This window comes from Roseateles sp. So40a, assembly GCF_048081605.1.
Taxonomy (GTDB): domain Bacteria; phylum Pseudomonadota; class Gammaproteobacteria; order Burkholderiales; family Burkholderiaceae_C; genus Roseateles.
The window spans coordinates 5205291-5222451 of sequence record NZ_CP182288.1; the positions used below are offsets into that span (position 1 = coordinate 5205291).

Below are 17161 nucleotides of genomic sequence, written 5' to 3' on the forward strand. Positions count from 1 at the left end.
TGGATCGGGGATCAGGCGGCCTGGTCGATGCCGAACAGGCTCAGGCGCGAGGCCTGCAGGCGCACGCGCTGGCCGGCGGACAACTGCAGCGCCTCGGCCTGCTCGCGGCTGAGCTCGGCTTCCAGGTGCTCGCCCTGCGCGCCGCGCAGCTCGACGCGCGCAGCGGCGCCGAATGCCAGCACGCGCTCGACGGTGGCGGGCAGGCCCGGCGCGTCCTGCGTCGGGATGATCACCAGCTCGTGCGGCCGCGCGTAGGCCTGCACCAGGCCGTGCTGCGCGCCCTCGATGGCGGCAGCGGCGCCTTGCGCCAGCGTCTGGTCGCCCACGCGCACGATGCCGCTGTCCACGCGGCCCTCGAAGCGGTTGACCGCGCCGAGGAAGCCATAGACGAAGGGCGTGGCCGGGCGCTGGTAGACCTCGGTCGGCGAGCCGACCTGCTCCACGCGGCCGTGGTCCATCAGCACGACGCGGTCAGCGACCTCGAGCGCTTCTTCCTGGTCATGCGTGACGAAGATGCTGGTGATGTGCAGCTCGTCATGCAGGCGGCGCAGCCAGCGGCGCAGCTCCTTGCGGACCTTGGCGTCCAGCGCGCCGAAGGGCTCGTCGAGCAGCAGCACGCGGGGCTCGACGGCCAGCGCGCGCGCCAGCGCGATGCGCTGACGCTGACCGCCGGACAGCTGCGGCGGATAGCGATCGGCCAGCCAGTCCAGCTGCACCAGCTGCAGCAGCTCATGGACCTTGCGCTTGATCTCGGACTCCGGCGGACGCTGCTTGCGCGGCTTCACGCGCAGGCCGAAGGCGACGTTGTCGAAGACCGTCATGTGGCGGAACAGCGCGTAGTGCTGGAAGACGAATCCGACCTCGCGCTCGCGCACGTGGGTGTCGGAGGCGTCGGCGCCATCGAGCAGCACCTGGCCGCGGTCGGCGGTCTCCAGGCCCGCGATGATGCGGAGCAGCGTGGTCTTGCCGCAGCCCGACGGGCCCAGCAGCGCGGTCAGCTCGCCGGTGGGGAAGTCCAGGCTGACGTCGCCCAGCGCGGTGAAGCTGCCGAAGGACTTGTGGATGTTGCGGACCTGGATGCTCATGCTTCTTCCTTGATCACATTGCGCGAGGCTTGCCACTCGACGAACTGCTTGAGTCCGAGCGTGACCAGCGCCAGCAGCGCGAGCAGCGATGCCACCGCGAAGGCCGCGGCGAATTGATATTCGTTGTAGAGGATCTCGACCTGCAGCGGCAGCGTGTTGGTCTGGCCGCGGATGTGGCCCGACACCACCGACACCGCGCCGAACTCGCCGAAGGCGCGCGCGTTGCACAGGATCACGCCGTACAGCAGGCCCCACTTGATGTTGGGCAGCGTCACGTACCAGAAGGTCTTGAAACCGCTGGCGCCCAGCACGGTGGCGGCCTCTTCCTCGTCGCGGCCCTGCGCCTGCATCAGCGGGATCAGCTCGCGCGCGACGAAGGGGAAGGTCACGAACACGGTGGCCAGCACGATGCCGGGCACGGCGAAGATGATCTTGACGTCGTGTTCCTGCAGCCAGGGGCCGAACCAGCCCTGCGCGCCGAAGATCAGCACGTAGATCAGGCCCGCGACCACCGGCGACACCGAGAACGGCAGGTCGATCAGCGTGATCAGCAGCTGCTTGCCGCGGAAGTCGTGTTTGGTGATGGCCCAGGCGGCGCTGACGCCGAAGACGATGTTCAGCGGCACCGAGATCACCGCGGCGATCAGCGTGAGCTTGATCGCGGAGACCGCGTCAGGCTCGATCAGCGAGGCGAGGTAGGTGTCCCAGCCCTTGCGCAGCGCCTCGGTGAAGACGGCGGCCAGCGGCAGCAGCAGGAACAGCGCGAAGAACGCGAGGCCCAGCGTCAGCAGCGTCCAGCGCACCCAGCGCTTCTCGGCGGTGGCGGGGTTGCCCTGGTAGTGACCGGCGCTGCGCGCGCGGCCGAGGGTGGCGGCGGATCCGGCCATGTCAGCGCTTCCCGTCGAGTCCGTTGCGGCGCAGGCTCCAGGCCTGCAGTCCGTTGATGCCCAGCAGCAGCACGAACGAGAACACCAGCATCACCACCGCGATCGTGGTGGCGCCGACGTAGTCGTACTGCTCGAGCTTGGTGATGATCATCAGCGGCGTGATCTCGCTGACCATCGGCATGTTGCCGGCGATGAAGATCACCGAGCCGTATTCGCCGACCGCGCGCGCGAAGGCCAGCGCGAAGCCGGTCAGCAGCGCGGGCGTGAGCATCGGCAGCACCACCAGGCGAAAGGCCTGCCAGCGGTGCGCGCCCAGCGACGCGGCGGCTTCCTCGAGCTCGGTGTCCAGGTCCTCGAGCACCGGCTGCACGGTCCGCACGACGAAGGGCAGCCCGATGAAGATCAGCGCGATCAGCACGCCCAGCGGCGTGAACGCCACCTTGATGCCCAGCGGCTCCAGCCATTGGCCCATCCAGCCGTTGGGGGCGTACAGCGCGGTCAGCGCGATGCCGGCCACGGCGGTGGGCAGCGCGAAGGGCAGGTCGATCAGCGCGTCGACGAGCTTCTTGCCGAAGAAGTCGTAACGCACCAGCGACCACGCCAGGATGAAGCCGAAGATCACGTTGATGAACGCGCCCAGCAGCGCCGCGCCGAAGCTCAGCCGGTACGACGCGAGCACCCGCGGCGAGGTGGCCGCGGCCCAGAAGGCGTCGACGCCGTGGCTGGCGGACTTCAGGAAGACCGCGCACAGCGGGATCAGCACCAGCAGCGAGAGGTAGAAGAGCGTGAAGCCCAGCGTCGGCGCGAAGCCGGGCAGCACGCGGCGTCGCTTGCGGGCAGGGGCCGGAGCGGCCTGTGTCGCGGGAAGCACGGCGGTGTTCATCGTCGGATCGGGAGCTCGAGGTCGGAGATCAGGCGGGCTGAGATAGCGAGCCGATCAGCGGCGCGCGGCCATGATCTGGTCGTAGGTGCCGCCGTCGGCGAAGTGCGTCTTGCCGACCTTGGCCCAGCCGCCCAGCGTCTGGTCCACGGTGAAGAGCTTGATCGGCGCGTAGCGCTTCTCGTGCTTCTTGAAGATGGCCGGATCGCGCGGACGGAAGTTGTTCTGCGCGATGATTTCCTGGCCCTCGGGCGTCCACAGGAAGTCCAGGTAGGCCTTGGCCAGCGCGGCCGTGCCACGCTTGGCGGCGACCTTGTCCACGACGGCCACCGGGGCGTCGGCCTCGATGGAGATGCTCGGCGCGACGACCTCGAAGTTGCCCTTGCCGAATTCGTTCTCGATGAGCTCGGCCTCGGATTCGAAAGTCAGCAGCACGTCGCCGATGCCGCGCTGGGTGAAGGTGGTGGTGGCGCCGCGGCCGCCGCCGTCCAGCACCGGCACGTTGGCCAGGACCTTGGCCACGAAGTCCTTGGCTTGCGCGTCGTTGCCGCCCTTGGCGATGACGCTGCCCCAGGCGGCCAGGTAGCCGTAGCGGCCGTTGCCGGTGACCTTGGGGTTGGGAATGATCACCGAGACGCCCGGACGCGCCAGGTCGGCCCAGTCCTTGATGCCCTTCGGGTTGCCCTTGCGCACGAGGAACAGCATCGTCGAGCTGTACGGCGCGGCGCCGTTGGGGAACTTGGCGCGCCAGTCGGCGCCGGTCAGGCCCTTCTCGGCGAGCGTGTCGACGTCGGTGGCCTGGTTCATCGTGACCACGTCGGCCTCCAGGCCGCCGATCACCGAGCCGATCTGCTTGGACGAGCCGCCGTGCGACTGGTTCACCGTGATCGTCTGGCCGGTCTTGGCCTTGTAGGCGGCGACGAAGGCCGGATTGACCTGCTTGTAGAGCTCGCGCGCCACGTCGTAGGAGACGTTCAGCAGCGTCGTGGGCTGATCGGCCGCCGAGGCCAGCATCGGCACGCCCAGCAGCGGCACCGCCGCGGCCAGCATCAGCGCCTGGCGGCGCGAGGCGGAGAACAGGGGGCGGTTCTTGGAAGCGTTGTTCTGGTTCATGGCGGACAGGGCAAGCAGGCGTGGGCCGGCGACGTTGAAGGTCGGGCTGCGAAGCTTGCCAAACAGTCCTTATTCCAGGAACGATTGTTTGAGCATTTGCTTATCTCGCATATTGAATATGCGGTGGGGACAAGCGGTGGCGAGTGGTTGAAAGGCGCCAGGACCGCGACGGGGCTCCGCCGAAAGCGCCTCCCCCAAGACCCCGAGGGCGGCGCCCGGTCGCGACCTGGGCTTTCACCATGCCTTCCCGGCGGCCGTACTGCCGCCGCCGGCGGGGGCGACATGGGCGCGCCCCGTGGAACGGAGTCTGGTCGCAGGCGCCCATCGCCGCCAATACGCATTTCGCGTGAGCAGCGTCGGCGGGCTCATATGGTGAAAGCAACGGTAGCCGTGATGACAGTGGCAGAAGCGGCATCTCCGCCGGTGGAAAGCTGCGGGCAACTCCGTTAGGCTGACAGGCCGCCGTGGTGAGGAAGCGCCTCCATGATGAATGCCCCGATTCCCGAGAACGAAGCCGAGCGGATGCAGGCCCTGCGCGAGTTGCTGATCCTGGACACGCCGCCGGAGGAGCGTTTCGACCGCATCGTCGAGTTCGCGGCCGAGGAATTCAGCGTGCCGATCGCGCTCATCAGCCTGATCGACGACAACCGCCAGTGGTTCAAGGCGCGATTCGGACTGGCCGTGTGCGAAACGGACCGCAAGTCCAGCTTCTGCGGTCACGCGATCCATGTGTCCGAGGTCATGGTGGTCAACGACGCGACGCAGGATCCGCGTTTCGTGGACAACCCGATGGTGCTGGGCGACCCGCACATCCGCTTCTACGCGGGCGCGCCGCTGGAGGTGCGTCCCGGGGTGCGCATCGGCACGCTGTGCCTGATCGACCGCCGGCGCCGCACGCTGGACGACACCGACCTCGCGATCCTGATGAGCCTGCGGGACCTCGTCATTTCGGAGCTGAAGGGGGAAACGGCGGAGTCGGCCGCATGATGCGCGCCGCCCCTCGCCAATTGCTGCTGGTCGATCCGCATTCGCTCTTCCGGCGCACGCTCGCGATGGTCGCCAGGCAGTTGCAGATCGCCGAGGTGCATGAGGCCAGCAGCCTGGAAGCCGCCCATCGGATGCTGGAACACCAGGCGATGGATGGGCTGCTGCTGGACATCGGCCAGGGGCTGGATGCGCTGGCGCTGCTGCAGAGCGTGCGGGCCGGCGCGCTGCGCTGCTCGCCAGCCACGCCGGTGGCGCTGACCGCCGAGGCCTGCGACCTGTCCACCGCGCAGCTCTACAAGGAGCTGCAGGTGCGGCGGATCATGCTCAAGCCGTTCAAGGTCAAGACCGCGCTGGAAGTGATCCAGGATCTCGCAGGCCCAGAAAAGCCCCATTGATCGGGGCTGATCGGCTTACTCCACCCAGAACTGGGCGAGCCAGGGGGGCGGCAGGACAAAACTGCGCAGATGGCGCCAACGGTGCTTCACGCCGCTGGAGAACGCCGCGCGGAAGTGATCCCAGGGCTTCTCGTGCGGCGGATCCTGCGTGTTCCAGCGACCCAGCGCGACGTCGGCCGGGTTGGGACCGCCGGGGAAGGTCACGATGCGCGAACCCGCGGGCAGACGCGCCGGCATGAAGTACCGCAGCGGGAAGGCCGGCAGGCAATGCAGGCGGAAATGGCGCGTCCACAGGTGCGGCCAGAACTTGATGCCGCCCGGCACCGAGGCCGTCACCCAATGCTGCTCGAAGCCGTGCTTGTCGGCGACGGCCTGCGGATTGGCGCGGAAGTTCTCGATGATGTGCGGGTACTTGCCCACCGGGAAACGGAAGACGGAGGTCTGACCCAGGCGCTGCATCGGCTTGGCCCAGTTGCGCGCCAGCACGACGTCGTCGGGATCACCGTGGGTGAAGTAACCGTCGATGTTGTCGACGATGACCGAATCCAGGTCGATGAACAGCACCGGGCCGGACAGGCCGGTCTTGGTCCCGAGATCGGCGCTCCACATCACCAGCTTGCGCCACTTGCCCAGGGACTTCTTGGGCCACTCGCAGCCCAGCTCTTCCAGCGGGTAGGCATCCACCTCGGGCCGCAGGCCCTCGGCGTTGTCGGTCAGGCACACGAGGCGGAAATCGCCGGTCACATGCCGACGCAACATTCCGTAAAGACGGTTGACGTATTCAGCGCCGTAGGCAGTCCCCCACTTCACACAAATCACTTGTTTCACGGGGTCCTCTGCTCCATGGCTGTTCATTGTTCGACGTCCCTTTTTCGCTTAGGGAACTACTTCACTATACGCAGCAGCATGTATCTGGATTGCTAACGGGGCTATCCCAAGTTCGGTGACCGTTGTCATCGCGCCGAACGCGCGAGGAGCGACCGGAAACAGGTGACGTCCGGCCTTATGCGCGGAGCATGCTTGGACATGCCCGGACCTTCGTTCCCGCGCGGTCGCGGGCTGCCTAGAGTCGGCCAGCATGACAGTCCTCCCCGCCCCCTCCCGGACCACTTCCCGTGCCGCGCCGCCGACCGGCGCCACCGGGGTCGCGCCCTGGTCCGACGCGCCCTCGCAGGACTTCCAGGTCCACGCCTTCGATGAGCCGCTGGGCGCCGAGGTGGTGGGGCTGGACCTGTCGCGCCCGCTCAACGACGCCGACTTCGCCCGCCTGCACCGCGCGCACCTGGATCACCACGTGCTGGTCTTCCGAGACCAGCGCATCACGCCGGCCGAGCACGTCGCCTTCAGCCGCCGGTGGGGGCCGCTGCAGATCCACGTGCTGCGCAACTTCCAGCTGCCCGGACATCCGGAGATCCTGCAGGTGTCCAACGTGCGCGACGCGCAGGGACAACCGGTCGGGCTGGGCGACGCCGGGCAGTACTGGCACTCGGACCTCTCGTACAAGGAGCGGCCCAGCCTGGGCTCGCTGCTGCATGCGCAGGAGCTGCCGGCCGAGGGCGGCGACACGCTTTTCGCCAACCAGCACCACGCCTACGACGGCCTGCCGCTGGCGCTGAAGACCGCGATCGCCGGCAAGCGCGCCGAGCACAGCTACCTGGCGAGGTACGAGGAGCTGCGCGCGCGCAATCCGTGGCGCCCCAAGCTGAGCGCCGAGCAGATCGCCGAGGTCAAGCCGGTGCCGCAGCCGGTCGTGCGCACGCATCCGGAGACGGGCCGGCGCGCCCTCTTCGTCAGCGAGCATTTCACGACCCGCATCCTCGACGTCCCCGAGGACGAGAGCCGCGACCTGCTGGCTCAACTCTTCGAGCACAGCAGCCGCAAGAGCATCGTCTACCGCCACCGCTGGTTGCCGCACGACCTGGTGTTCTGGGACAACCGCTCGCTGCTGCACCTCGCCGCCGGCTGCCCGGACCACCTGCGCCGCCACCTCCACCGCACCACCATCGAAGGCGACGTCCCGGCATGAAGCTCCTGAAACTCTCCTCCCTGCTGCTCAACGGCGCGCTGGCCGCGACCGTGGCCCTGGCGTCGACCGCCGCGCACGCCGAAGGCAAGATCCGCATCGCCGAGCAGTTCGGCATCGTCTACCTGCTGCTCAACGTGGCGCAGGACCAGCAGCTCATCGAGAAACACGGCAAGGCCGCCGGCGTCGACATCAAGGTCGAGCGCGTGCAGCTGTCGGGCGGGCCGGCGATCAACGAGGCGCTGCTGTCGGGCAGCATCGACATCGCGGGCGCGGGCGTCGGTCCGCTGCTGACGCTGTGGGACAAGACGCAGGGCAAGCAGAACGTGCGCGGCATCGCCTCGCTGGGCAACTTCCCGTATTACCTGACCAGCAGCAACCCGGCGGTGAAGTCCATCGACGACTTCAGCGACAAGGACCGCATCGCGCTGCCGGCGGTGGGCGTGTCGGTGCAGTCGCGCATCCTGCAGCTGGCCTCGGCCAAGCGCTGGGGCGACGCGCAGTTCAACAAGCTGGACCGCCTGCAGGTGGCGCTGCCGCATCCGGAAGCCACCGCCGCGCTGATCAAGGGCGGCACGGAGATCAACGCGCACTTCGGCAATCCGCCGTTCCAGGAGCAAGGCCTGGCGGGCAACGCCAACGTGCATGTGGTGCTCAACAGCTACGAGGTGCTGGGCGGTCCGGCCTCGGCGACGGTGCTGTACACGACGGAGAAGTTCCGGCGCGACAACCCCAAGACCTACCGGGCGTTCGTCGGCGCGCTGGCCGAGGCGGCGGACTTCATCGCGAAGAACCCGGAGCGCTCGGCCGACATCTACATCCGCAACGAGAACTCCAAGGTGCCCAAGGAGCTGCTGCTCAAGGTGATCAAGAACCCCGAGGTGCAGTTCAAGATCACGCCGCAGAACACCTTCGCGCTGGCGACCTTCATGCATCGCATCGGCGCCATCAAGAACAAGCCGGCGTCGGCCCAGGATTACTTCTTCGACGACGCGCACAACGCGGCCGGGAGCTGAGCATGAGCGCCGTGCTGGACGCCGTCGACACGGTGCCGGTCCCGGAGGCCTGCGAGGCATGCGGTGCCGGCGGCCAGGCGGGCGCGCGTGAGGACGTGGCCCGGGCGCGTCTGCGCGTCGAGGGCGTGAGCCTGGACTACCGCTCTGACCGCGGCGTGGTCCGCGCGACGCATCGGGTCGGTTTCGACGTGATGCCGTCGGAGCGCTTCGTGCTGCTGGGGGCGTCGGGCTGCGGCAAGTCGTCCTTGCTGAAGGCGGTCGGCGGTTTCATCGCACCGACCGAGGGGCGCATCCTCGTGGACGGCGCGCCCGTCAGCGGCCCTGGTCCGGACCGCATCGCGGTGTTCCAGGAATTTGATCAGCTGCCGCCGTGGAAAACGGTGCTGGAGAACGTCGCGTTCCCATTGATCGCGTCGGGCGCAGCATCGCGCAAGTTGGCGCTCGAGCGCGCCCGGGATTGGCTGGCGCGCGTGGGGCTGGCGGACTTCGCGTCGGCGTATCCGCATCAGCTGTCGGGTGGGATGAAGCAGCGCGTGGCGATCGCCCGTGCGCTGGCGATGAAGCCGCGCGTGCTGCTGATGGACGAGCCCTTCGCCGCGCTGGATGCGCTGACGCGCCGCCGGATGCAGGACGAACTGCTCGCGCTGTGGGAGCAGGAGCGCTTCACCTTGTTGTTCGTGACGCATTCGATCGAGGAAGCGCTGATCGTCGGCCACCGCGTGCTGGTGCTGTCGCCGCATCCGGGGCGCGTGCGCGCGGAGCTCAACGCGCAGGGATTGACGCCGTCGCAGCGCGCGCGCCAGGCCAACCGCATCGAGCAACTGCTGTTCGGCGACGACGCGACCGCGACCGTGCCCGGCTCCGAGGCGGCGCCGGCCGTCGATGAGACGGTGGCGGCGGAGCGCGTCGCCGCCTGGACCTGGACATCGCCATGACCGTCACCGTGCTGCCGACCGCTCGGCCGCTGGATCCTCCCGTGCGCGCCGAGCGCGAGTTCTCTCTGTCCGGCGCCGCGGCGCCGCCGGAGCTGGCCGTGCTCCCGCTCTGGAAGCGCGCGCTCGATTCCAGCGCGTGGCGCCAGGTGGCGCTGCTCGCGCTGTTGGCCGGGCTGTGGGAAATCGCCGCGCGCGTGGCCGACAACGACCTGCTGTTCCCGACCTTCACCTCGGCGGCTCGGGCGCTGTGGGAGGGCCTGGCTGGCGGCGAGTTGCTGGTGCGCGCGGGGATCTCGCTCAAGCTGCTGCTGCAGGGCTATGCGCTGGGCGTGGTGCTCGCGCTGGCGCTGACGGCGCTGGCGACTTCGTCGCGCTGGGGGCGGGATCTGCTGTCCAGCCTGACGGCGATGTTCAATCCGCTGCCCGCGATCGCGCTGCTGCCCTTGGCGCTGCTGTGGTTCGGGCTGGGCTCAGGCAGCCTGATCTTCGTGCTGGTGCATGCGGTGCTGTGGCCACTGGCGCTGGCGGCCTCGGCGGGGTTCGCTTCGGTTCCGGAGACGCTGCGCATGGCGGGGCGGAATTACGGCTTGAAGGGTCCGGCGTATGTCGCGCAGATCCTGCTGCCGGCGGCGCTGCCGGCCATCCTCTCGGGGCTGCGCGTGGGCTGGGCCTTTGCGTGGCGGACGCTGATCGCGGCCGAGCTCTTCTTCGGCGCGTCCTCGGGCCAGGGCGGGCTGGGTTGGTACATCTTCCAGAACCGCAACGAGCTGCAGACCGATCGGGTCTTCGCGGGTCTGGCGCTGGTGATCCTGATCGGCTGGCTCGTGGAGCGGCTGGTGTTCAGCACCGTCGAGCAGGCCACGGTCAGGCGGTGGGGGATGCAGCGGTGAGTTGATTGGCGGGCGACAGTCGCGCCAGCAGCACTGGCTTGCGCCTGCTGAAGTGGTCGATCCAGACGGACGAGTCGACAACGATCTTGTTGTTCATTCGGCAGCCCCTTCCGGATCCCAGCGGCGGCGCGGAATGTCTTCCATGTCGGGCGCACAGCCACCAAGTTCGCCCAATCGATGGGCGGCCTGGATGGCGATGTAGGTCTTCATTGCCAAAGTCACCATCTCCTCCGGACTCAGCGGTTCGTCGGAGAGTTGGAGCGCGCGGTGGTAAAGCTTCAGATCGAGCATGGCATTCCCGTTCAATGATCGCTCCGTGGCGTTGCCACCGAAGCCCTTCGGTGACTCGACACGCACATCGGATCGCGAAGCCGCAAGGTTGCTCTTGCGCACGATCTTCGTCACTGACTGGTTCTTGCTCTCCTGCTCAAGGAGCTCACTGGATTCCGTAGTCCGCCTCGCATGAATGCGCGGAAGCGGTCTGTCCACGATGACCGTGTGACCGCACGCATGGCAACACCTGGCCCTCGCGGTCCGCTGCGCCGCTCCACCGCCTGCGCGATCCGCGACAGGCCGAAGCACAGCACGAAGTAGCACCCGGCCAGCGTCCCGTACACCGCCACCGGCTGCACCAGCACCTGCGCGTTGACCTGCCCGGCGATGAACGACAGCTCCGACAAGCCGATGATCGTGCCGATGGAGGTCTCCTTGATCGTCGACGCGAATTGATTCACCAGCGACGGCAGCATGTGCCGCAGCGCCTGCGGCAGCAGCACCAGGCGCAAGGACTGGCCCCGCGTCATGCCCAATGCCTCGGCCGCCAGCCGCTGACCCGGTGGCAGCGATTGCAGCCCCGCCCGGACGATCTCGGCGAGGTAGGCCGCGTCGAAGATCACCAGCGCCGTCAGCATCGTGTTGAACTGGTCGGTCTTGTGCCCGGTCACCGCGGGCAGGAAGAAGTAGGCCCAGAACACCACCATCAGCAAGGGCGTGCCGCGCACGACGTACACCAGCGCCGTCACCGGCCGCCGCAGCCAGGCGCGACCGCTGACCCGAGCCACGCCCAGCGCGATGCCCAGCGGCAGCGCCAGCATCAGGCCCAGCGCCGCGAGCAGCACCGTCAGCGCCAGCCCGCCCAGCGGGCCGTTCGGGTACTGCCCTATCAGCACGTACAGCCAGTAGGTGTCGATCATCTCGGCGATGGACATGGCGAAGTCTCCCTGGCGCTCAATGCGCCGCCGGCCGCGCGGGGAAACGATGCTGGTACAGCGCGCCCAGCGCGGTGATCAGCAGCGACACGCCGAGGTAGGTCGCCGTCGCGAGCGCGAAGGTCTCGAAGCCGCGGAAGCTCGCCGACTCCACCCGTTGCGCCTGGTACATGAGCTCCGCCGCGCCGACGACCGTCGCGATGCTCGTGTTCTTCCACAGGTTGAGCGTCTGCGAGATCAGCGGCGGCACCGTCGCACGCAGCGCCTGCGGCAGCACGACCCACCGCAGCGCCGCGATGAATCCCAGGCCCAGCGCACGTGACGCCTCCCACTGCCCGGCCGGCACCGAGCGCAGTCCCGAGCGGATGTCCTCGGCCATGTAGGCGGCGGTGTAGACCACCAGCGCGGCCAGCGCCGCGGCCGCCTCGACGTTGCCCGCGTAGAGCCGGGCCTTGAGCCCGTCGGGCAGCAGCTCCGGCACCGCGAAGTACCAGAACAGCATGTGCGCCAGCAGCGGCACGTTGCGCACCGCCTCGATGAAGAAGGTGGCCAGCCACCGCAACGGCGCGAACGGTGCGGACGGCGCGAGTCGCGCGAGCGCCACGCCCGTCGCCAGCGGCAACGCCAGGACCAGCGCCAGCACGGTCAGCGTCAGTGACAGCCGCACGCCGGCGGCGAGCCAATCGAGGAACTGCCCGTGCAGCAGCGGTGTGAAATCGAGTTCAGGCATGACATCGGCGTCCGGAAAAAACATCGCCCCGGCCGAAGCCGGGGCGTGCTCGCATCGGATGACAAGGTGATCAGTTCATCTGGGTCGTGTTCATCCCTCCACTTGGTCGCTGTCGATCTTGAAACTGCGCGTCTGGAACTTCAGCCGCGTCGTCGGTCCGTACCACTTGTTGAAGAGCTGCGCCGCCGTGCCGTTGGCCTCGAGCTCGCGCAAGGCGCCGTCGACCTGCGCCTTGAGCTTGGTCTCGCCCTTGCGCAGGCCCAGCGCGAGCGGCTCGACGCTCAGGTTGGCCGGCAGGATCTCGTACTGCGCCGCCGCCGGGCCGAGCTTGGCGAACTGGTCCAGCAGCGAGACCTCATCGTTGACGAAGCCCACGCCCTTGCCCTGCTGCAGCGCCTGGAAGGCCTGCGGGCCGGTGTCGAAGGTGACGACCTCGACACTGGGCACGGCCTTGCGCACGTTGGGCTCCTGCGTGCCGCCCTTGACGGTCACGACCTTCTTGCCGGCGAGCTGGTTCAGCGCGGTGATGCCGCTGTCCTTCTTCACCAGCACCTTCTGGCCGGTGACGAAGGTCGTGAGCGAGAAGTCGATCACCGCCTCGCGCTCCTTGTTGTGCGTGAGGCTCGCCGCCAGCAGGTCCACGTGGCCTTGCTGGAGCTCGGGAATGCGCGCGGCCACCGCGAGCTGCTTGAGCTTGAGCTTCACGCCGAGCTTCTGCGCCACGGCCTTGGCCAGGTCCACCTCGTAGCCGACGATCTCGCGCGTCTTCGGATCGACGAAGCTGTTGGGCTCATCGGTGCCGAGCACGCCCACGACGAGCTCGCCCTTCTTGCGGATGTCGTCCAGCTGGTCCGCGTGGGCCAGGCCCATCATGGCGGCGGAGGTGGCGATCACGAGCAGCGCGCGGCGGGTCACGGTGAGGGTCATGGCGTCGGGCTCCGGGTGGGAGCGGTGGTTCTCGATGGACGCCAGCTTAGGAAAACGCCGCCTCGCGACGAACGAAGCGATGGGCATATCCAAGCGCGGATTTCGCGCGGCGGCGCACGTCCCCGATGCCGACGCGGTCTCGCGCTTGCGGCATGCTTCGCCGCATGAGCCTGCTCCACGACCACGTGCCCGTCATCGACCTGACCGGCCTGCCCGACCCAGCCTCGGCCGAGCCGCCCTCGAGCGCCGGCCGCCTCGCGGCGGCGCGCATCGGCGAGGCCTGCCGTGCGCATGGCTTCTTCTACGTGAGCCATCACGGTGTCGACCCGGCCTTGATCGCGCGGCTGGACCGGCTCGCGCGCGAGTTCTTCGCGCTGCCTGAAGCGGAGAAGCTGCGATGGCCGATGCGCGACGGCGGGCGCGCGTGGCGCGGCTACTTCCAGACCGGCGGCGAGCTGACCTCGGGCCGCCCCGACTGGAAGGAGGGGCTGTACCTCGGCACCGAACTTCCCTCGGACGATCCGCGCGTGCGCGCCAGCACGCCGCTGCACGGCGCCAACCTGTGGCCCGAGGTGCCCGGTCTGCGCGAGGCGGTGCTGAGCTATCTCGACGCAGTCACGGCCGTGGGCCAGCGCGTGCTGGGCGGCATCGCGCTGAGCCTGGACCTGCCGGCGGACTACTTCCGCAGCCGCTGGACCGCCGATCCGCTGGTGCTGCTGCGCCTGTTCAACTATCCGGCCGTCGCGCCGGACGTCGACGATGCGCAGGCGCCCTGGGGCGTGGGCGAGCACACCGACTACGGGCTGCTCACGCTGCTGTACCAGGACGACAGCGGCGGGCTGGAGGTCCGCACGCGCCGCGGCTGGATCCAGGCGCCGCCGCTGCCCGGCACGCTGGTCTGCAACATCGGAGACATGCTCGATCGCATGACCGCCGGGCTCTACCGCAGCACGCCGCATCGGGTGAAGCTCAACCGCGGCGCGCGCGACCGCCTGTCGATCCCGCTGTTCCTCGACCCCGCCTTCGACAGCCGCGTCTCGCCGATCGCCGGACTGGCGGCCGCCGAGGACGACAGCGCCTCGCGCTGGGACGCGAGCAATGTCCACGTGTTCAGCGGCACCTACGGGGAGTACCTCATGGGCAAGGTCGGCAAGGTCTTCCCCGAACTGGGCGCGGCGGTGCTGCCGTGAACGTCCCCGGAAGGCGCCGGGGTCGTTACGTTCGGCCATGGCCGCTCATGCGTTCCGCGGATAAGCTGCTGCGACAACCGCGCTTGGAGTGACCGGCTCCCGGCCCTTAGGCTGCGCGGTTTGCCCGCGTCCGGCGTGACCCTCGCCGGCCGCGACGCCCGACCCATCCCACCAGGATCACAAGGAGCGCGCATGACCGCCACGGAGACGACTGCTTCCCACCCCCCGCTGGATCGCCGCGAGCGGCCTGACCGCCCCGCCGTGCTGGACCTGATCGGCAACACGCCGCTGGTCCCCGTCCACCGGCTCGACACCGGCCCCTGCCAGCTCTTCCTCAAGCTGGAATCGCAGAACCCCGGCGGCTCGATCAAGGACCGCATCGGCCTGTCGATGATCGAGGCCGCCGAGCGCGACGGCCTGCTGCCGCCCGGCGGCACCGTCGTCGAGGCCACCGCCGGCAACACCGGGCTGGGGCTGGCGCTGGTCGCGCGCGCCAAGGGCTATCGCGTCGCGCTGGTCGTGCCCGACAAGATGTCCGCCGAGAAGGTGCTGCAGCTCAAGGCGCTCGGTGCCGAGGTGCACATCACCCGCTCCGACGTCGGCAAGGGCCACCCCGACTACTACCAGGATCGCGCCGCGCGCCTGGTCCAGGACATCCCCGGCGCCTGGTACGCCGACCAGTTCAACAACCCCAACAACCCGCTCGCCCACGAGACCACCACCGGGCCGGAGATCTGGCAGCAGATCGGCCACCGCATCGATGCGCTGGTCTGCGGCGTGGGATCGGGCGGCACGATCACCGGGCTGTCGCGCTTCTTCGCCAAGGTGCGTCCGGGCCTGGATGTGGTGCTGGCCGATCCGGCCGGATCCATCCTCAAGGACTTCATCGAGAAGGGCAGCTACGGCGACGCCGGCTCCTGGGCCGTCGAGGGCATCGGCGAGGACTTCGTGCCGCCGATCGCCGACCTCAGCGGCGTGCGCCACGCCTACTCGATCACCGATGAGGAAAGCTTCGCCACCGCGCGCGACCTCTACCGCGCCGAGGGCATCCTGGCGGGCTCGTCCACCGGCACGCTGCTGGCGGCGGCGCTGAAGTACTGCCGCGCGCAGACCACGCCCAAGCGCGTCGTCACGCTGGTGTGCGACACCGGCACGCGTTATCTGTCCAAGGTCTACAACGACCCGTGGATGTTCGACCAGGGCCTGCTCAAGCGCGCCACCAAGGGCGACCTGCGCGACCTGATCGCGCGGCTGCCCGAGGAAGGCGCCGTCGTCAGCGTCAGCCCCGAGGACACGCTGGCCACCGCCTTCTCGCGCATGCGCCAGGCCGAGGTCTCCCAACTGCCGGTGCTCAAGGACGGCAAGCTCGTCGGACTGCTGGACGAGTCCGACCTGCTCGCGCAGATGCACATGGACGCGCGCCACTTCAAGGACAGCGTGGACAGCGCGATGAGTCATGATGTGCAGACGCTGCCTCCGGGCGCGCCGCTGTCCGATCTGATCGCGCAGCTGCGCAAGGGCCTGGTGGCCGTGATCGCCGACGATCGCGGCTTCCATGGCCTCGTCACCCGATTCGACCTGTTGAACCACCTGCGAAAGGGCTTGTCATGAGCCACGCCTCCGACAACGACAAGAACCATCCCGCCGACGCCGACCTGCGCTTCGATACCCGCGCGATCCACGGCGGCCAGCACCCCGATCCGCTGACCGGCGCGGTGATGCCGCCGATCTACGCGACCTCGACCTACCGCCAGCAGAGCCCCGGCGTGCACCAGGGCTACGAGTACGGCCGCACGCACAACCCGACGCGCCAGGCCTATGAGCGCGCGATCGCCAGCCTCGAGGGCGGCGTGCAGGGCTATGCGTTCTCGTCGGGACTCGCGGCAATGGCCACGGTGCTCGACACGCTGGATGCCGGCGCGCACATCGTCGCCGGCGACGACCTCTACGGCGGCAGCTACCGGCTGTTCGAGCGCGTGCGCAAGCGCAGCGCCGGCCTGCAGGTCACCTACGTCGACAGCAGCGATCCGGAGCAGGTCCGCGCCGCCCTGCGGCCCGAGACGAAGATGATCTGGATCGAGACGCCGAGCAACCCGCTGCTCAAGCTGACCGATCTGGCCGCGGTCGCAAAGATCGCCCGCGCGCATGGCGCGCTCGCCATCGCCGACAACACCTTCGCCAGCCCCTGGGCGCAGCGCCCGCTGGAGCTGGGCTTCGACGCGGTGATGCACTCGGCGACCAAGTACCTCAACGGACACAGCGACGTGATCTCCGGTGTGGTCGTGGTCGGTGGCGAGCAGCGCCAGGCCGCGCTGCGCGAGCAGCTCGAGTTCCTGCACAACGCGGTGGGATCGATCGCCGGTCCGTTCGACAGCTTCCTCGCGCTGCGCGGGCTGAAGACGCTGGCGCTGCGCATGGCGCGCCACAACGAGAGCGCGCTGGAGCTCGCCCGCTGGCTGGAAGCGCAGCCCAAGGTGCGCCGCGTGCATTACCCGGGCCTGGAGAGCCATCCGCAGCAGGCCCTGGCGCGGCAGCAGATGCGCGGCGGCGGCGGGATGATCAGCGTGCAGCTGGACACCGACCTGGCCGGCGCCCGTCGCTTCCTGGAACGCGTGCGGATCTTCTCGCTGGCCGAGAGCCTGGGCGGCGTGGAAAGCCTGATCTCGCTGCCCGCGCTCATGACGCATGCGTCCATCCCGGTCGAGACCCGCGCCCGGCTCGGGATCACCGATTCGCTGGTGCGGATCTCCGCCGGCATCGAGGACATCGAGGACCTGCGCGACGACCTGAAGGCCGGTCTGGCCGCGATCTGACGCCCGTCCGAATCGCTTGAAAAAACGCGCCGGGGCCGGGAGGCCTCCGGCGCGTTCTGCTTTTTCGAACTGCTTTCCGCAC

At 68.9% G+C, this 17161-nt stretch carries 19 protein-coding genes; 9 read left to right on the forward strand and 10 right to left on the reverse strand.

Annotation, left to right across the window (positions count from 1 at the left end; all coding sequences use genetic code 11):
* Positions 1-11 precede the first annotated feature (11 nt).
* The 4 genes from ACNI65_RS23750 to ACNI65_RS23765 are packed head-to-tail and all read right to left on the reverse strand — an operon-like array spanning position 12 to position 3902.
* Positions 12-1085: a sulfate/molybdate ABC transporter ATP-binding protein gene (locus tag ACNI65_RS23750; protein WP_416759874.1), complete on the reverse strand. Its 1074-nt coding sequence runs from the start codon at positions 1083-1085 to the stop codon at positions 12-14.
* Positions 1082-1972, reverse strand: a complete 891-nt coding sequence (gene cysW / locus ACNI65_RS23755; protein WP_416759875.1) for a sulfate ABC transporter permease subunit CysW — start codon at positions 1970-1972, stop codon at positions 1082-1084. The genes ACNI65_RS23750 and cysW overlap by 4 nt, the downstream gene beginning before the upstream one ends.
* Position 1973: 1 nt before the next feature.
* The gene (gene cysT / locus ACNI65_RS23760; RefSeq protein WP_416759876.1) at positions 1974-2855 is read right to left on the reverse strand and encodes a sulfate ABC transporter permease subunit CysT; all 882 of its coding nucleotides are present in this window, start codon (positions 2853-2855) and stop codon (positions 1974-1976) included.
* Between the two features lie 54 nt (positions 2856-2909).
* Positions 2910-3902 carry a sulfate ABC transporter substrate-binding protein gene (locus ACNI65_RS23765; RefSeq protein WP_416763692.1) on the reverse strand — a complete coding sequence of 331 codons (993 nt, stop codon included), beginning with the start codon at positions 3900-3902 and terminating at the stop codon, positions 2910-2912.
* Between the two features lie 546 nt (positions 3903-4448).
* Here ACNI65_RS23765 and ACNI65_RS23770 point away from each other — a divergent pair.
* Together ACNI65_RS23770 and ACNI65_RS23775 are read left to right on the forward strand one after the other, a co-directional pair.
* On the forward strand, positions 4449-4952 hold the full coding sequence (locus ACNI65_RS23770; protein WP_416759877.1) for a GAF domain-containing protein: 504 nt from the start codon (positions 4449-4451) through the stop codon (positions 4950-4952).
* Entirely contained in the window at positions 4949-5347 is a 399-nt protein-coding gene (locus ACNI65_RS23775; protein ID WP_416759879.1) for a response regulator, read from the forward strand. The genes ACNI65_RS23770 and ACNI65_RS23775 overlap by 4 nt, the downstream gene beginning before the upstream one ends.
* A gap of 15 nt (positions 5348-5362) precedes the next feature.
* Here the strand turns inward: ACNI65_RS23775 and ACNI65_RS23780 are convergent, their stop codons facing one another.
* Positions 5363-6157 carry a glycosyl transferase gene (locus ACNI65_RS23780; protein ID WP_416759881.1) on the reverse strand — a complete coding sequence of 265 codons (795 nt, stop codon included), beginning with the start codon at positions 6155-6157 and terminating at the stop codon, positions 5363-5365.
* A gap of 268 nt (positions 6158-6425) precedes the next feature.
* On the opposite strand from ACNI65_RS23780, the gene ACNI65_RS23785 reads away from it, so the two are divergent.
* From ACNI65_RS23785 to ACNI65_RS23800, 4 genes are read left to right on the forward strand one after another with little or no spacing between them, the layout of a single operon-like run.
* Entirely contained in the window at positions 6426-7373 is a 948-nt protein-coding gene (locus ACNI65_RS23785; protein ID WP_416759882.1) for a TauD/TfdA dioxygenase family protein, read from the forward strand.
* Positions 7370-8386 (forward strand): ABC transporter substrate-binding protein, encoded by a 1017-nt coding sequence (locus ACNI65_RS23790; protein WP_416759883.1) that lies wholly within the window; start codon positions 7370-7372, stop codon positions 8384-8386. The genes ACNI65_RS23785 and ACNI65_RS23790 overlap by 4 nt, the downstream gene beginning before the upstream one ends.
* 2 nt (positions 8387-8388) lie before the next feature.
* Positions 8389-9321, forward strand: a complete 933-nt coding sequence (locus ACNI65_RS23795; protein WP_416759884.1) for an ABC transporter ATP-binding protein — start codon at positions 8389-8391, stop codon at positions 9319-9321.
* Positions 9318-10211, forward strand: coding sequence for an ABC transporter permease (locus tag ACNI65_RS23800; protein WP_416759885.1), 894 nt, complete (start codon positions 9318-9320; stop codon positions 10209-10211). Before ACNI65_RS23795 ends, ACNI65_RS23800 begins: the two co-directional genes overlap by 4 nt.
* Here ACNI65_RS23800 and ACNI65_RS23805 read toward each other — a convergent pair.
* The 5 genes from ACNI65_RS23805 to ACNI65_RS23825 form a co-directional block, all read right to left on the reverse strand.
* Positions 10186-10308 (reverse strand): hypothetical protein, encoded by a 123-nt coding sequence (locus ACNI65_RS23805; RefSeq protein WP_416759886.1) that lies wholly within the window; start codon positions 10306-10308, stop codon positions 10186-10188. The two genes, ACNI65_RS23800 and ACNI65_RS23805, sit on opposite strands and share 26 nt — an antisense overlap.
* Positions 10305-10616, reverse strand: coding sequence for a hypothetical protein (locus ACNI65_RS23810; protein WP_416759887.1), 312 nt, complete (start codon positions 10614-10616; stop codon positions 10305-10307). The genes ACNI65_RS23805 and ACNI65_RS23810 overlap by 4 nt, the downstream gene beginning before the upstream one ends.
* A complete protein-coding gene (locus ACNI65_RS23815; protein WP_416763693.1) occupies positions 10613-11413 on the reverse strand; it encodes an amino acid ABC transporter permease in 801 nt (266 codons plus the stop codon). Before ACNI65_RS23815 ends, ACNI65_RS23810 begins: the two co-directional genes overlap by 4 nt.
* A 25-nt stretch (positions 11414-11438) precedes the next feature.
* A complete protein-coding gene (locus tag ACNI65_RS23820; protein WP_416759888.1) occupies positions 11439-12149 on the reverse strand; it encodes an amino acid ABC transporter permease in 711 nt (236 codons plus the stop codon).
* A 90-nt stretch (positions 12150-12239) separates the two neighbouring features.
* On the reverse strand, positions 12240-13076 hold the full coding sequence (locus ACNI65_RS23825) for an ABC transporter substrate-binding protein (RefSeq protein WP_416759890.1): 837 nt from the start codon (positions 13074-13076) through the stop codon (positions 12240-12242).
* 164 nt (positions 13077-13240) lie between these two features.
* Between ACNI65_RS23825 and ACNI65_RS23830 the strand changes: the two genes are divergently transcribed.
* From ACNI65_RS23830 to ACNI65_RS23840, 3 genes are all read left to right on the forward strand, one after another.
* Complete coding sequence (locus ACNI65_RS23830) at positions 13241-14266, forward strand: isopenicillin N synthase family dioxygenase (RefSeq protein ID WP_416759891.1); 1026 nt, start codon at positions 13241-13243, stop codon at positions 14264-14266.
* A 192-nt stretch (positions 14267-14458) separates the two neighbouring features.
* Positions 14459-15877 (forward strand): pyridoxal-phosphate dependent enzyme, encoded by a 1419-nt coding sequence (locus ACNI65_RS23835; protein ID WP_416759892.1) that lies wholly within the window; start codon positions 14459-14461, stop codon positions 15875-15877.
* Positions 15874-17079 (forward strand): trans-sulfuration enzyme family protein, encoded by a 1206-nt coding sequence (locus ACNI65_RS23840; RefSeq protein ID WP_416759894.1) that lies wholly within the window; start codon positions 15874-15876, stop codon positions 17077-17079. The genes ACNI65_RS23835 and ACNI65_RS23840 overlap by 4 nt, the downstream gene beginning before the upstream one ends.
* Positions 17080-17161: the final 82 nt, after the last annotated feature.

Excerpts from the sequence above, each read along its gene's own strand:
- ACNI65_RS23805 (WP_416759886.1), bottom strand. The coding sequence starts at position 10,308 with ATGAACAACAAGATCGTTGTCGACTCGTCCGTCTGGATCGACCACTTC.
- ACNI65_RS23830 (WP_416759891.1), top strand. The coding sequence starts at position 13,241 with ATGAGCCTGCTCCACGACCACGTGCCCGTCATCGACCTGACCGGCCTG.
- ACNI65_RS23775 (WP_416759879.1), top strand. The coding sequence starts at position 4,949 with ATGATGCGCGCCGCCCCTCGCCAATTGCTGCTGGTCGATCCGCATTCG.
- ACNI65_RS23795 (WP_416759884.1), top strand. The coding sequence starts at position 8,389 with ATGAGCGCCGTGCTGGACGCCGTCGACACGGTGCCGGTCCCGGAGGCC.
- ACNI65_RS23750 (WP_416759874.1), bottom strand. The coding sequence starts at position 1,085 with ATGAGCATCCAGGTCCGCAACATCCACAAGTCCTTCGGCAGCTTCACC.
- cysW (WP_416759875.1), bottom strand. The coding sequence starts at position 1,972 with ATGGCCGGATCCGCCGCCACCCTCGGCCGCGCGCGCAGCGCCGGTCAC.
- ACNI65_RS23765 (WP_416763692.1), bottom strand. The coding sequence starts at position 3,902 with ATGCTGGCCGCGGCGGTGCCGCTGCTGGGCGTGCCGATGCTGGCCTCG.
- ACNI65_RS23800 (WP_416759885.1), top strand. The coding sequence starts at position 9,318 with ATGACCGTCACCGTGCTGCCGACCGCTCGGCCGCTGGATCCTCCCGTG.
- ACNI65_RS23825 (WP_416759890.1), bottom strand. The coding sequence starts at position 13,076 with ATGACCCTCACCGTGACCCGCCGCGCGCTGCTCGTGATCGCCACCTCC.
- cysT (WP_416759876.1), bottom strand. The coding sequence starts at position 2,855 with ATGAACACCGCCGTGCTTCCCGCGACACAGGCCGCTCCGGCCCCTGCC.
- ACNI65_RS23790 (WP_416759883.1), top strand. The coding sequence starts at position 7,370 with ATGAAGCTCCTGAAACTCTCCTCCCTGCTGCTCAACGGCGCGCTGGCC.
- ACNI65_RS23835 (WP_416759892.1), top strand. The coding sequence starts at position 14,459 with ATGACCGCCACGGAGACGACTGCTTCCCACCCCCCGCTGGATCGCCGC.
- ACNI65_RS23820 (WP_416759888.1), bottom strand. The coding sequence starts at position 12,149 with ATGCCTGAACTCGATTTCACACCGCTGCTGCACGGGCAGTTCCTCGAT.
- ACNI65_RS23840 (WP_416759894.1), top strand. The coding sequence starts at position 15,874 with ATGAGCCACGCCTCCGACAACGACAAGAACCATCCCGCCGACGCCGAC.
- ACNI65_RS23770 (WP_416759877.1), top strand. The coding sequence starts at position 4,449 with ATGATGAATGCCCCGATTCCCGAGAACGAAGCCGAGCGGATGCAGGCC.
- ACNI65_RS23785 (WP_416759882.1), top strand. The coding sequence starts at position 6,426 with ATGACAGTCCTCCCCGCCCCCTCCCGGACCACTTCCCGTGCCGCGCCG.